11 protein-coding genes are annotated in these 15,064 nt (G+C 43.3%); 4 read left to right on the forward strand and 7 right to left on the reverse strand.

The features are described from left to right. Positions 1 to 86: 86 nt before the first annotated feature. The gene (locus tag H5114_RS05290) at positions 87 to 1,070 is read right to left on the reverse strand and encodes a nucleoside hydrolase (protein WP_182722379.1); all 984 of its coding nucleotides are present in this window, start codon (positions 1,068 to 1,070) and stop codon (positions 87 to 89) included. Between the two features lie 467 nt (positions 1,071 to 1,537). On the opposite strand from H5114_RS05290, the gene H5114_RS05295 reads away from it, so the two are divergent. Together H5114_RS05295 and H5114_RS05300 are read left to right on the forward strand one after the other, a co-directional pair. Then, positions 1,538 to 1,954, forward strand: coding sequence for a hypothetical protein (locus H5114_RS05295; RefSeq protein WP_124015104.1), 417 nt, complete (start codon positions 1,538 to 1,540; stop codon positions 1,952 to 1,954). Continuing rightward, complete coding sequence (locus H5114_RS05300) at positions 1,951 to 2,145, forward strand: helix-turn-helix transcriptional regulator (protein WP_124015105.1); 195 nt, start codon at positions 1,951 to 1,953, stop codon at positions 2,143 to 2,145. Before H5114_RS05295 ends, H5114_RS05300 begins: the two co-directional genes overlap by 4 nt. Positions 2,146 to 2,617: 472 nt before the next feature. On the opposite strand, the gene nhaC is transcribed toward H5114_RS05300, so the two are convergent. Next, positions 2,618 to 4,030 carry a Na+/H+ antiporter NhaC gene (nhaC, locus tag H5114_RS05305; RefSeq protein ID WP_182722380.1) on the reverse strand — a complete coding sequence of 471 codons (1,413 nt, stop codon included), beginning with the start codon at positions 4,028 to 4,030 and terminating at the stop codon, positions 2,618 to 2,620. A gap of 427 nt (positions 4,031 to 4,457) precedes the next feature. On the opposite strand from nhaC, the gene H5114_RS05310 reads away from it, so the two are divergent. Next, the gene (locus H5114_RS05310; RefSeq protein WP_182722381.1) at positions 4,458 to 5,591 is read left to right on the forward strand and encodes an ADP-ribosylglycohydrolase family protein; all 1,134 of its coding nucleotides are present in this window, start codon (positions 4,458 to 4,460) and stop codon (positions 5,589 to 5,591) included. On the opposite strand, the gene ovoA is transcribed toward H5114_RS05310, so the two are convergent. The 4 genes from ovoA to H5114_RS05330 form a co-directional block, all read right to left on the reverse strand. After that, positions 5,563 to 7,725, reverse strand: coding sequence for a 5-histidylcysteine sulfoxide synthase (gene ovoA, locus H5114_RS05315; RefSeq protein WP_182722382.1), 2,163 nt, complete (start codon positions 7,723 to 7,725; stop codon positions 5,563 to 5,565). The two genes, H5114_RS05310 and ovoA, sit on opposite strands and share 29 nt — an antisense overlap. 119 nt (positions 7,726 to 7,844) lie before the next feature. Then, on the reverse strand, positions 7,845 to 8,978 hold the full coding sequence (locus tag H5114_RS05320) for a MalY/PatB family protein (protein WP_182722383.1): 1,134 nt from the start codon (positions 8,976 to 8,978) through the stop codon (positions 7,845 to 7,847). Positions 8,979 to 9,263: 285 nt separating this feature from the next. Continuing rightward, a complete protein-coding gene (locus H5114_RS05325) occupies positions 9,264 to 9,923 on the reverse strand; it encodes a thiopurine S-methyltransferase (RefSeq protein ID WP_124015110.1) in 660 nt (219 codons plus the stop codon). Between the two features lie 98 nt (positions 9,924 to 10,021). Continuing rightward, positions 10,022 to 10,369 carry a hypothetical protein gene (locus H5114_RS05330; RefSeq protein WP_124015111.1) on the reverse strand — a complete coding sequence of 116 codons (348 nt, stop codon included), beginning with the start codon at positions 10,367 to 10,369 and terminating at the stop codon, positions 10,022 to 10,024. Between the two features lie 289 nt (positions 10,370 to 10,658). On the opposite strand from H5114_RS05330, the gene H5114_RS05335 reads away from it, so the two are divergent. Then, on the forward strand, positions 10,659 to 12,485 hold the full coding sequence (locus tag H5114_RS05335; protein ID WP_182722384.1) for a protein kinase domain-containing protein: 1,827 nt from the start codon (positions 10,659 to 10,661) through the stop codon (positions 12,483 to 12,485). Positions 12,486 to 12,628: 143 nt separating this feature from the next. Here the strand turns inward: H5114_RS05335 and H5114_RS05340 are convergent, their stop codons facing one another. Next, complete coding sequence (locus tag H5114_RS05340; RefSeq protein WP_182722385.1) at positions 12,629 to 15,025, reverse strand: zinc-dependent metalloprotease; 2,397 nt, start codon at positions 15,023 to 15,025, stop codon at positions 12,629 to 12,631. Positions 15,026 to 15,064: the final 39 nt, after the last annotated feature.

Consider the following 15,064-nt stretch of genomic DNA (forward strand, 5'->3'; position numbering starts at 1 on the left):
TACATCGCAGTGGTTCAGCCGGCACAAAACAGCCAATAACAGCGCCGTTATCTGAGTAAATACAACTGCACTTTTACGTTAATTCACTAACTGGATGGTTTCAAGCGTGCGGCATATTCGATGATACTGCTGCGGTATAACTCCAACAACTCGAGATTTTTTACTGCAACACCAACCTTTTGTGAGGGCTTACTCATCCATTCATCATGCAGATACACACGGTTATCTAATTTCTGAATAGTCATTCCTTCAGCGACTCCATCGGTCACGACCCGTATTGGCCCTTCTCTGAGAGTAAAAAGCGCTGGATTAATCACATAGGCAATCGCTGATGGATCGTGTACATGGCAAGCCTCGAGGCCAACTTTTTCACTGTAAAACCGTAAATAGAACCGGCTAATATCCCAAATAAACTGGCCTACCTCACCAGCATCATCGCGCAACTTATCAAGATACTCTCGGGTAAAGAAACTTTGCTCGGTGACATCTAAACCAATCACTACCACAGGCCAAGAGGCGGTTAAAACCATATCAGCCGCATGAGGGTCATCATGAATATTGGCTTCAGCAAATGGAGTCACATTGCCACTGTGATTGTTCTCACCAAAGGCCCCACCCATGATGACCACTTGTTTAACTAAATCAACAATCGTGGGATCAGCCTGAAGCGCGAGTGCAAGGTTAGTTAACGGACCGATAGCTACCAAGGTAATTTCACCTGGCTCGGCTTTTACTGTATCGATAATATATTGATATGCAGGACGAGGATCCGCTTGCCCTTCGACCTCAGAAGGAACCATGACATCACCAAAACCACCTTCGCCATGAACAACTACCGTAGGTCCTAGCGGAGATCGTACGATAGGTTTACTCGCACCTGTGACAATATCAGCCTGTAACTGATATTTTTGCTTAAGATAAAGCGCATTATGGGTCGCATTTTCAATGGTCACATTGCCATAAACCGTGGTGATCGCTTTTAGTTCAATTGCTGGATGCGCTTGGGCAAATAGAATCGCAAAAACATCATCAATACCGGGATCTGTGTCTAATATAATTTTAGTTATCATGGGGATAGCTGTCCTACTCAATTTAGGTGAATTGATTAAAATGATTTTTACTGGCTATTTGGCGATTATACTCATAGACACTTCTATGTATATCAACAAGATAGCCAACACTTTAGCCCAATATAAATACACAGAGGCTCATGAGTGACTTAGCACTATACAAAAATCATCATGATGTAAGTGTGATATCGCCTAAACTTGCAACTAAAAGTGCCCTCAGTTATGCGCTTACATTCATATTTAATCACTCATTTATTCATTCGCTAAAAACCATAAGTAAGTTCATTAATAAATCGAATGTCATAAGGTGATGCACTAACACGATTAGTTAAGGGTTTTGCTTCTATCATCAATTTAAGCCACGACTAAAAGTAAAGCGTGCTTGACATTTATTGTGAGGTTGCGTTAACTTAAGTCAAGCTTACTTTACTTAATGACAAACAAACACGACCAAAGGAGTATTAATCATGTCATCACAATCAGATCCACGAGACTGGAAAAACGCCAACAAACAAAACACTGCTCGCTTAGCAAAGTGGACCTTCGCTTGGGTGATCACTATGGCCATAGCAAACTTTGGCCCAATATATCTGTGGCAACAACAAGCCATCACAGCTCTGGCCATTGGGATTAACTTTATAATTGGTATTGGGATGATTATGGCCAACCGCCGCCAACTACTTGGCCTAGATGAGCTACAGCAAAAAATTCAATTACATGCGATGGGACTCAGTCTAGGGGTGGGGTTAATAGTTGGTTTAAGCTACTCAAATTTAGACACCACTAACCTAATAAGCGGTCATGCTGAGATTTCACATTTGGTCATTATCATGAGCCTAAGCTATTTAGTTGGCATAATTCTAGGTCATAGGAAGTACCAATGAAAAATCGCTTAAAAGTGCTCCGAGCAGAGCAAGGCTTTACCCAAGCACAGCTAGCTGATTTACTTAATGTTTCTAGGCAAACCATTAATGCGATCGAAACCGGTAAGTTTGATCCCAGTTTACCATTAGCCTTTAAAGCAGCCAGATTGTTTAACTTACCCATTGAAAGCATTTTTGAAGACGAAGTCTAGCTAGTAGCATTAGAAATAAACATTATAAAATACCCATATTATGCAAAATCAAACTTGTGCTTAACAGAGGATATTTTAGGCTTTATTGAGTTAAGTTGGATTCATAAAACCGCATGAAAGACAGAGATAGAATTAGCATTGTGACGTTAATTAAACGCTAATATTTAACTCTTCGGTTATGGATTAACGTCATTTTATTGGGTATGTGAACATCATTAAAACAGTGGGCAAACAACTAGAGAGGTAAGACAACTCACTCTTAACGTTAACTGAGTTTGACTATTTAGCCTGTATATTTCAAACGTAAAATAGGCCTTTTATATTAAAAAGGCCACTGTGACGCTTAAGAGGAATAATCCATATTCTCTACAATACATGTTAAACACCCCAGCGGTCGATTCAACTCAAGCATTGACCAGATTTACAGTATTAACCCTAAAAGCCCTACTGACTGATATAAGATTAATCTCCTTTACGTCAGCGTAGGTTTGGTTTTTGGTTTGAGAAGACCAATGCCAAAGGCGGCCATTGCCACTGCTATGATGGCATTAAGGTAGTTGAAAAAAGCATAGGGTGCGTAGTCAAGTACGTTTACCCCTAGCGTGGCAGTATAAAAGGCACCGGCCGTGGTCCACGGAATAAGGCCTGTGGTCATAGTGGCCCCTTCTTCTACTGAGCGCGAAAGAATCGCTGCCTCTACATTTTGTTGCTCATATTTGGGTTTAAACAGTTGGCAACTTAGAATAATCGAAATATAGGCTTCGCCCATAGCAATGTTACCTAAGAAGCCGGACATAATTGTCGTCGCAATAAGGGTAGCGGTGCGCTGCACTCTTTTTATAATACCGGCCAATAGTGCGCTGAGAAATCCCGCGCCATGCAAAATTCCGCCTAGCGCGATAGCCAATAACGCCAGCAGTAAGGTCCAGCTCATGCTGCTAATGCCACCGCGACCAAGCAAAGCATCTAAACTGGCAATACCGGTTGATTCGGGCGTATTTTCCCACAGCGCATTTAGCACAGAGATAGCACTTTGTTGCTGATAAAAAATCGCAATTAACACAGCAAGTATAATACTGCATGACATAGTCACTTCAGCGGGCACTTTTTTAATGCTCAGTACCGCGAGTAAAATCAGGGGTAATAAGGTGATCAGCGGCGTAAGGCTGTAATTGTTAGCAAGTGCTGTTTGAATTGAAGTGACCTCTGCCAAGTCTATATTTTGCTCGCCATAGTTCAATCCGATCACTAAAAATATTAAGAAAGTGAGGATAAAGGTCGGCGTTGTGGTGAACAGCATGGCATAAATATGTCGATAAAGATCGGTGCCAGCACTCATAGCGGCGAGGTTTGTGGTATCTGAAATCGGCGACATTTTATCACCGAAGGTGGCACCGCAGACAATCATACCTGCAACCAAAGGCAGGGGAATATTCATGGCAGAACCGATGCCAATAAAAACCACGCCTAAGGTGCCGACGGTACCCCAAGATGTTCCAGTTGCTAGCGACATCAAGGCGCACAGTAATAAACCGACAGCCAGAAACAAACTCGGACTCAGCCAACTAAGGCCATAATAAATCAGCGTGGCGATGGTTCCACTGTGCATAAAACTGGCAATCACCATGCCGATCAATATAAATATATAGATGGCAGGCATGGCTCTGGTGAGGGCGTTAGTCATCAACTCACGTATATGTATATAGCCGTAACCAAGACTAAAAGCGTTGAGTCCTACCCACAACAGACACAGGAACATCAATGTATGCAAGCTGATCCCTAGACCAAAAAGCCCACCTGCAATGGTGATGATAATCACGCTAAAACAGATAAGAGACTGCAAAAAACTAGGGCTACGGGGTAAGTTGGGAGTGATTACAGACATTGGCACACATTATGGTAACAATTGAGATAAAGCTGAGTATATCAGTACAGATAATTGGGTAAACTATAAACAAGCAGGATATCAAAAATAAACCTTTCATCTTTTATCAGCAATGGTTTAGCCCCGATGCAAAAGCCAAATCAACAGATATATCATCATAGATTGCTGTACATAATCTGTTACGTCATCTATATCTTCCACACACTCAAAAAGCGGTTGTACTTGTCGGGGTGAAGATTACGCTTACGAAATAAATTTAACCTATTGCCTTAAAAAAACGTCTAGTTTTGTATAAATCACGTATCAAATATAAACACAGACGTTTTTAATCAATATTCACGTCGTAAAAATTATCTATTGGTTATCCATTGTTGCTGTATCTAATCTAGATGCGAGTGCTTTTATACCATGTGAAAGAGGCATTACCATGAATCACAACCCTTCTCAGCCACTTCGCGTTACCTGGGCACTTAAAACAAGCTTTATTGCTGATGCTTTAGCCATGCCAGTGCATTGGTATTATCAACCAATGGAAATCGAGCGTGCTTTTACTGGTGGTATTCAGCGCTTTGAAGCCGCACCTGAGTTTCACCCTTCATCTATTATGTCATTGCACTCAAAACACAAAGGAGGGCGACAATCCAATGATCGGTCGTCTAAGGGACATGATGCTCACAATCAGCCGCCGCAAGTAATAGGCGATATTATTTTAAAAGATAAAGCTCAGTTTTGGGACAGACCGAATGTGCATTATCATCAAGGCATGCAGGCGGGTGAAAATACCCTTAACGCCCATTGCGCTCGCGTACTGATGCGTACTCTGGCGAGTTCGCCACAACGCTACGACCGACAAGCATTTGTTAATGCCTACATTGACTTTATGACAATGACTCCCGCCTCTCATCCCGATACTTATGCAGAGTCCTACCATAGAGGATTTTTTGCTAACTTAGCACAGGGACGCAAGCCTGAAAATTGTGGGATGATAACTCACGACACTGCATCCATTGGTGCATTGGTAACCATAGCGCCTTTGGTGTTTTCAGAACGACTTAAGGGCATAAGCGAAGCCGAAATAAAGATTACCTGCCGAGCGCATCTGGCCTTAACCCATCCTGATGAATCCTTAATGCAGGTGTGTGATAGCTACGTACAACTCTTATGTGCTCTGATGGAAGGGCCCGATGAGGCCAGCGCGAAAGCACTTTTACTTGAAGCAAGTAAAGGCTTAACGAGTACTCATTTAGCTGGTCTGTTAAAACGTAACGTGCCCGACAATCAGGTCGTAGGCCAAGTGTTTTCAAGGGCATGTTATATTTCAGATTCTTGGCCTGTGGTCTTGTATCTGGCCTGTAAATACCAACATGATCCTTGGCAAGCACTGCGAGTGAATACTAACTTAGGCGGCGACAACGTACATCGCGGCATAGTGCTGGGAACCTTGCTTGGATTGCAAAGCGATATTGTGGCCACCAGTTGGTTTGAACAACTGGTAGACCACAAATTGATTGCAGAGGAAATTGAGGCGCTTATCAGCGAGGCAAGCGCTCCCAAACCGTAAGTTCAGACAAGGTATGCTGAAACTTGTGCTGAGTTTCACGGATCACAAACGGCACTTTGCGCGGCTCACCGATCAACTTAAAGTGGCTTGATAGTTGATCTTTCAAGCCATCTAACGTGCTGTAGTTTTCACCATCTTTTTTGAAACCCCCTATCCATTCTGCCTTGGGTGTATGTTCTTCCAGCCAAGTGTAAGGCGATGCAATAATAAGCAAACCGCCATCATTGATGCGCTGTGCCATATCCGCCAAAAAACGGCTTGGCTGGTAGAGCCTATCAATCAAATTAGCTGCTAGCACTAAATCATAAGCAGTGAATTGGGGTTTGAGGTTACAGGCATCACCTTGATGAAATGCGACACGGTTTGCATAAGCTTCCAACCCTAGTTCTTGCAGGGTTCGAGTATGATAGCTCACTAATTCGCCTTCTTCCGCTCGGGCATAACGCACTGCGCCTTGCTGTGCCATTTTAGCCGCTAGGCGAGTAAAGTTGGCAGAAAAATCAATACCGTCTACTTCATCGAACTCACGCGCCAACTCAAAACTTGCTCGGCCACAGGCACAGCCTAGATCAAGGGCTTTAACAGTGGGTTTACCCTTCATTGCCTCAAGTGCAATATCAGCTAAGGCTTTAGGGAAATTATCTACGCCATACCAGGTGTCACCAAAGTGAAACTCTGCATATTCTGACAGCAACTGGTCACTTTCGTAGTAAGCCTTATGAGACGTTGCCTCCACTTCAGAGGCAATATAGCGAAATCCTGCATGCTGCAAAAAGTGACGCCTAAATGCATAACGTGCACTAAGGCGTGCTTCATTACCACTTGAAATCCATGAACCACCTTTGATCAGGTTGTGTTTGCCATCAAAAGTCGGCGTGGTGAAATCGTCATACAATGGGTGTACTTTAAAGTTATCGAACGGGTAAATCGGCGTTTCGGTCCATTGCCATACATTGCCCACCACATCAAACCAATTACCATGTTGATAGCGCGTTACCGGGCAGCATGAGGCAAAATGGTCAAGATGCAAGTTAGCATTGGCAGCACTATTCCCCAACTCTTCGACGCCCGCTTGTGTGCACAAGCGATACCATTCGTCTTCAGTTGGCATGCGAATTTGTTGCCCCGTTACTACTGTTTTCCATTCACAAAACGCTTTCGCTTCATGGTAGTTAACTTCAGCAGGCCAATCCCAAGCCATATCAACTTCTTCCGTCATCAAGCGCAAATACCAGCCATTATGCCAACGCCAAAATGCTGGGTGTTTCGCCTCAGTAAATTGCCGCCAAGCCAGGCCTTCATCGCTCCAGAAACGATTTTGCTCATATCCACCGTCCTCAACAAACTCGAGAAACTCCTGATTACTGACTAAATATTGGCTGGCTTTAAATTCAGCGACCTCGGCCTGATGTTGGCCATATTCGTTGTCCCAGCCATAGAAGCCACTATCAAGTGATTTGCCAAGATTTACTGAGCCAGCGGCAACGCTGATAAGTTTATTTTTTGGAGCTTGGCCAGTATCTTTGCAAGCTTGCCATTGAGGTAATGGCTGGACTTTGGCCAATTCATGTTGGCGAATGAGTACCGATGACGTCTCAAGGTGGATACGCTCATGCTCAATACCCATGACGATAGGCCACCAGGTGTTGTCCCAATCAATGGGTAGCACCAGGTCCAAGGTATCAATTAATGTTAATACTGTGGCACGTACTTTAGCGCGATAGTCTTTTACCGCAGCAACACTGGGCCAGTCATAACTGTCTTCAGACAGATCATCCCAGCTCATTTCATCAACACCCACCGCAAAAATTGATTCCATATGAGGATTAATCCTATCGGGTATCAGTTTTGCCAATAGTAGCTTGTTGATGAAAAAAGTGGCCGTATGCCCAAGATAGAAAATAAGCGGGTGGCGCAAGGGGATAGGTTTTTGATAAAAACCGGCATCATCGCGCAAACAATCAAACAGTTGCGTATAGGTATCAAAGGTGTTGGTGAAGTAAAGCGCTATTTCTTGGCGCTTATCATCCACGGTGCCACTGTTGAGCTTAGGGGTTCTGCGCAATGATCCAGAGTCAACAAACGTTGTCGATCGTTTAGCCATTTCTTGAGCGTTTTGTATAGGTAATGTCATCGTGGAACACGTTCCCTTAATTCTTATTCTACATTTATACGAGTAACTACTGGATGAAGGGTCAATTTTTTTACTTTATATTGATATTACCCGTAAAAAAACAAAAGTTTTGCCGGCGGTTAAACGTCTCTGCCCTGCAGTTTTTTAATGGCTTCGACTAAATAATCTCGTGAACAGCCGAAGTTCAAGCGAAAACAGTCTTTATCACCAAAGTCTTTGCCCGCTGATGGGCCGACACCTTTGGCTTCACACCAGGCTTGCGTATCGGTAACTTGCAACCCGCTGGCATCAACCCAGAGTAAAAAAGTCGCCGCGGGTGCGATAGCTTTTAAACCGTCGATTTTGTTAATTTCAGTGACTAAATAATCGCGATTTTCTGTTAAATAAGCCACTTGTTGTTGATGCCACTCATCACAATGTCTGAAGGCTGCATTGGTGGCAGTAAGGCCTGTCACAGTGACCGATGGCATAATTCCACGGGCGGCATGGTTAAAGGCTGCTCTTAATTTTGCGTTGGGAATAATAGCAAAAGACGTACCTAATCCCGCAATATTGAAAGTTTTACTCGCGGCCATCAATGTCACTGAATGCTCAGCCAACTCTGGGTGCGCACTGGCGGGTAAATGTGGCACGTCATCTAAAATTAAATCACAGTGTATTTCATCCGAACACAGCATGACGCCATGCTTTGTGCATATTGCTGCAATTGTGTCGAGTTCTGCTTGGTTTAAGACTGTTCCAAGCGGATTCATTGGATTACACATAATAAATAAGCTGGCTTTAGGATCCGCGGCCGCCGCTTCTAAGGCATTAAAATCGAGTGTCCAGCGCCCTGCCACTTTTATCGAGCCTATACAGTTTCGGTTGAGATGATTAATACCCGCTGCAGCTAATATAGGAGGATAATTGGGTGTTTGTACGATAACCGTATCCCCTGCTTGGCAATATGCTTTTATAGCCACATTAAACGCCGGCACTACACCCGGAGTCCACACTAGCCAACTGGGATCAATCTTCCAGTTATATTGACGTTGACACCACGCCACAACGGCCTCACAGGCATCGGTATCGTGAGCCGGTGAGGTATAACCGAACAGGCCATCATCAATGCGCTGATGTAAGGCAGACAAAATAGGTTCTGCACAGCGAAACTCAGTATCAGCAATCCACATAGGCAATATATCTGTACCTTTGTATTTTTCCCATTTATGGGCTTTTGACCATCTGCGGTCAGGTTTATCACTGAAATTCATTGCGGATCCTTTGATTATTCATGTGGTAGCCTACAGAAAATAGCTGACTTAGCCTGTTACTATTAACCCTTGATTTGGCGTTATTTATGCTCTTACTCTACCTGTACAGCTAGACTCGGTCCGTGAACTGGCAAATTTAGCGGCAATTTATGCCGACGCTGAAATCGATTTGTGTCCACTGATAACGCTGAGAGCATAACCCTTATGCTCTCCACTACAATGGCTTAACAAACTATTGAACCTAAAAAACCTACAGAGTATATCGGTAGGTTTTTGGGGGCATTGTTATGATTTTCGAGTCAATTTATACACAGCTTCATTAAGCCAAGGCACCTGTTTATAAACAAACCTAGAGTTATCGGCCAACACGTCAGCACACTCAAGTAACTCGACCGTAAAATAAGCTGTTAAGTAGGTTTCAATCCAGGTTGGACTCACAGCAAACGGTGGTCCTTTTAGGGTTTCTTGTGGATAATCAAGGGTAATGAGTAAACCACTAACATCAGCAGGCACTAGTGCAGCTAGTGTATGAACATACTGTTGGCGCATTTCTTCAGGCCAAGCAATCAGTGCCGCGCGATCATAAAAGCCGCTAATCGATGATGTTAATTGGGAAGGTAGAGTAAAAATATCACCTTGATATAAGGTCACTTGCTCGGCAGAGAATACCGCGTGATCATTAATACGAGACTCTTGATACACTATATCGTTATCAGTAAAAAAATCTTTTACCGCGATTAAGCTTAATTCACAGCCTAACACCGTATGACGCTGTTCGGCCAAATAAAACATATCTAACGATTTACCACATAAAGGAACAAACACCTCACTATTTTCAGGTAAGCCCAAATGCGGCCAATATTTTACTAAAAATGGGTTCACTTGGTTTAGATGAAAACCGATTTGTTGTAATTGCCATTTTTCATGCCAAAAGCTGGGTTCCATAATGCTATTCTTCAGTCAAGTTGCTAGTGTTGTGCAGGCTACTTTAAAGACTAAAAAAAAGGGATGCAACTGCCGTTACTGATTTAGCAATATGCGACCTAGGCTTTGCCGTCTAGAGTCATTTGTACTTGCCTTAACCAACGACAGTTTTCACATTGGCACTTTCTTCGCGACATATGGTGTGGGCTTAAATTAGAATCGATGTAATCAACTGCGATTAATAATTGCTGCTTTAATTCGTCGATTGACTTCAACTCAAGTGCGACCATTTCATCATTATGATTAATCCACACACATTCTTCACCCTGATGACATGTTATGCATTGCTCATCACTTTGATTAAAAAATACCGCATGAGGACAATGGGTCACTTCCATAGACTGTAAAATTCGCTGCCGAGGAAAATTAAACAACTGAATTAATTCAGCTTTATTTATATTATGCATATAACCTCTCACAAAAAACATTCATTAACTGCTGCAACCATAATACCCAGTGTTGATTCATTTTGATTTGATATAGGTCAAGGTTTACATATCGGATTTTTTTAGATAGGAAGCCGCTGTTAATCAGTTAAAAATAGCGACTGATATAGGCTCTTTGAGTGATTTGCAGCTAAAAAGGTTAAATAGACTTTATTGATATATCAATGGAATCGCATGTTTTAAATAACAGCACTTGCCGTCGTAAGGTTAATCAAGGTTTAATGAGTTAACAGTCAATGGAGGCTAACCTTTGCAAACACCGCAGCTGCAGCACTTTTATATTAACGAAGAGCAGTCTATCTACCTGCTAAGCGCTAATGACGCCCGTAAGCATAAAGCCTGGGTTCGTCTGTGTAAGCAACAGCTTAGCAAGCTGGGATATCAACAAATTGAATTTATTGGTAAAGGCGCTTATGGTTTTGTGTTTGCAGGAGTCAATGAGTTTAACCAGTCGCATGTGTTTAAATTCTCAAGAGTAAATTTACCCCAAAGTGTTCAAGATAGGCTGGAAGAAGAAGCCTATATGCTCAGCCAAGTGCATCATCCTAACGTGCCTGGAGCAATTAAATTTGAACGCGTAGGTAAGCAGGGAATATTAGTCATGGAGCGGGCTCAAGGCGAAGATTTAGACAAAATTTGTCAGCGATTAGGTGCCTTGCCTCCAGTAATGGTGGTGAGTATTGCCAGGCAATTGGCTAATATTTTATATTATCTGCGCAAAGGCAAGCCTCTAGTACACGGCGATATTAAGCCATCGAACTTAGTTTATGATATTGAAACCGACAAGCTATCATTAATCGATTGGGGGTCTGCGGTATTTGCTCAGCGAGATGAACACAACCGCGCGGTTGATGACAATGTTATGTCCTTATTATCCAGCGATCAGCAGCATACCAATGCTCGCATGGGAGATGTTTACTTTATTGGTCACGAGCAACTGAGTGGCGCATTATCAACACCAAGATTTGACGAGCAAGGCGCAGCGGCAACCCTGTATGCACTCGCGTCAGGCCAAATCAGTCGTTTCGGCACCAAAGTCATTCCAGCCACCAGCATAGGATTGCCCATAGAACTGGCAAAAACACTCGATGCAATGCTCAGTGATGATGTAGAACGGCGCAATCTTGCTGGTGATTACTTCCTCAAAAGTTTGCGTCACAGCCATAGAATGCATTTACCGATATTATCGACTCCGCCGTTAACCCCCGACATTCCAGTGTGGGCCCAACCGCGCTCAAAAACGGTTGAAACCGTGAGTTATAGTTCACGAAAATCATTTTTAAAAGAGCACAATACTCAAGATCCCATTGCTAAAATGGATGATGTGCAACTGGATAAATATTATCGTAACTTTATGGCCGGTATGGCTGATACCGAAAAAGGCTTTATTGCTGCAGTAGGCCGTTTAGCACAGTATCCGATTGTCGGTGGTCTCGTGATCCATTGGCAAGAATCAGGGGTATTTATTGACTCCAATTTAGCCATTTACGATCCCGACAGCAAAGCACCGTTAATATTAGCGGTGAATAACATGGTCACTATGGCGCGGGGAATTAAACGAATCGGAGTATTTAAAGCTTGTTTCTTCAATGCTAAAGATACCTTACATCTTGAGCGAAAAAGCACTGAGCACCAATATAAAATAACCGGTGAACTGCAAATGCCTTTTGAAGTCGGTGATGTGCCCACTTTAGAAGACAAATCTCGGCTGCATTCATATTTTGAAGACGGTAAAGATCCAGAAGAAAACTTAGAACTACCAGCAGAAATCATGACAGAACTTGGCTGGTTAAACCAAATACATCACACAGGTTGTATTATTTTTGAAGCGCTACCAAACCACTTAAAAATTCATAGCTATTTACGGTTATTAAATCCACGTAAACAAGCTTCGTTTCGGGCCTGTTTAGATCGTATTATCGCTCATGCCAATAAAATTCAAGGTCATGGGATTTCAGGCTTCATGAAACTGCCCTACAAGAATACCCGTCAATTTAGCCATATCGATCGTAAAGCAGATAACTTCTATCCTAAAAACCCTAAAGTGATTGATCATCAAGTTGCGCATAATGAGTGATGAAACTATATGCCGGCATCCACTTTAATATTTTTAACCACATAACAAGCATGTTTTAAAGCTGCCACAAGCTAAAACGCGACCCGATAGGGTCGCGTTTTATTAGCCGTTAAAAATATTTGCCGTAAAAATAATGGGCTATGTTAAATCGGCGAGCCAGGTGGCATGTCCACAGGCTTAGTAATAAGTCGATAACTTGAGTAATCCATACCTTTGGTTATCCCTTGAAATAACCAATCATAATGTGCTGATTGATAATCGCTACCACGATTACTGCGGCGTTTAAGCTGCTTGATAATATAATCAACTCTTGCCGCCAACTGGGCTTTCACTTCAGGGGCTGTTTTAGGATTATGATACGTCGCTAATAGACCATCAATCACCACAGTGTTCACCCGCATTTGCTCTGCTAAGCCTTGTCCACTAGGTAAATCTTGGTACAAGGTTGCGCCAACAAGTTTATCAATTAATTTAACCACCGACAGCTGCTGACTATCACCCATATAGGCCTGACTGACTCGATTTAAACGCTCTGGCGCTAATAGTTGGGTCACAATATGACGGCTCATGACTTCAGCCATCGCAGCGGGATCGGTAATCACACCTAAGTTTGATCCAAAACTTTCGCGGGTTTTAGCATAGTTTCCCGCTTTAGGTACCAAAGCTTGCAACACATTATTCGGCACTAATAAACTCTTGGTTTGCAAACTCGTCAACAAGGTATCGAGTGCAGCAAATTGCATTTCAGGGCGAATATAATTCCAACGTACACCTGCGCCGACTTGTTGATAACTGTAATCTGTTCCGCCGATCCACTTCGCTGCGGCGTCGATTTGATAACGAGTCAGCAAGTAGATAGGCACAAACACATCGGCTAATTCGCCATGTGGCTCATCGGCTAATAACGCATCTGAATTAAAATCGTCAATCGCTTTACGGCGCACGGTTTCTAAACGCACTAACTCAGCAACAGCATCGTTACCACGATCCCATAAACTGGCATATGCATTACTGGCGCTAACACTGCGAGAATCAGCTTCACCAATATAACGAAAACCTTTAGTCAAGGTCGATGTTAACAATGCGTCAGTTTGTTTTATATCACCATAACCATACGCTATGGTGTATTTATCCCACTCACCAATACCTTCACGATATGGGGTGGCGATATCGATTTTATCGTTTTGAATACTGGCATATGGATGCGGATAATCCATCACCGAGGCATCATCATTTGTTGATGCGGCAAAGTTATGATCCAGTCCTAAAGTATGGCCCACCTCATGCGCGGCTAACTGACGAATACGAGCAAGTGATAATGCCATTGCCGCGTCGGCGGCGGCTTTACGATCTGGCCATCCAGCAATCAGTCCCCTAGCGATGAGGTGATCTTGGCGAACTCTCAAACTGCCTAAGGTGACATTACCTTTAATAATTTCACCCGTTCGCGGATCGGTAACCGCTGCGCCATATGACCAGCCTCGGGTGGCGCGATGTACCCATTGGATCATGTTATAACGCACATCTTGAGGGTCAGCACCTTCGGGCAGTAATTCCACCTTAAACCCATCGATAAAGCCAGCGTCAGTAAAGGCCGTTTCCCACCAGCGGGCGCCTTCGAGTAAGGCGCTGCGGATCGGCTCTGGTACACCGGGATCAAGGTAATACACAATAGGCTTAACCACTTTGCTAGGCGCATCCCCAGGCGTGACCTTCTGTAATCGGTGGCGTAATAAATGACGTTGTATCAGCGGTTGATCAACCGCAGTAGAATAATCGGCATATTGATCAGACAAATAACCGCTCATAGGATGATAATTACGGGCTTGATAACCGGCCTCTGGCAGTTGTACAAATGAATAACGCACCCGTACAGACAGCATTTTACCGTCTGGAGTGACTTGCTCAACTTGCTTACCCGCTTTGCTAGCCGTAAAGGTTAAATTAACATCAACATCTGCATTTCGTGCAAACGATTTAATCCCTTGCGGTAAAATGACGGAACGGCTGCTGTCTAAGCTATAGGTGCCTTGATTGGTTGCCGCCAACACATCAGTTACACCATGCAAATCATTAATCACTAGGTCATTAATTGCAACGATTGCCGTTTTACCTGCCACAACTTTACCGCGCCATAAAATCGACTCCGCAAAGGCTTGTGTAACCGCTTGGCGTTCAGCGACATTATCACTAGAGGCACGAAAATTAGGATTAAGCTGCTTTAAAATAATGAAAGGGCCGTGCTGTTCAAATTGCACCATGCGGGTTTGGCCTAATTGGCCACGATCTAAACCAATATCATTTGAACCCACACCATGAGGTAAGCTGGTCAGCAATAAAAAGGGTTGATTGAGTTTATCTGCTTGTAGGTATAACTCAGCGGATTTAGCATCGTAAAATAGATTGATAAAGCCTGTTGCAGCCTCAGCATTGTTGATTATTGTTTGGGCTGAGTCGCTAGCCGCTATTGCGGCTGTAGAAAATAATGTTGCTGGCGTAATCGCCAGCAACAGTGCCAATGAAATACTACGGCGGACCATAATTAATCTCCTTGTCGGTAATGTCCTATCGTCAAAAGA

This window comes from Shewanella sp. SR43-8 (assembly GCF_014163775.1).
In the GTDB taxonomy this organism is placed as follows: domain Bacteria; phylum Pseudomonadota; class Gammaproteobacteria; order Enterobacterales; family Shewanellaceae; genus Shewanella; species Shewanella vesiculosa.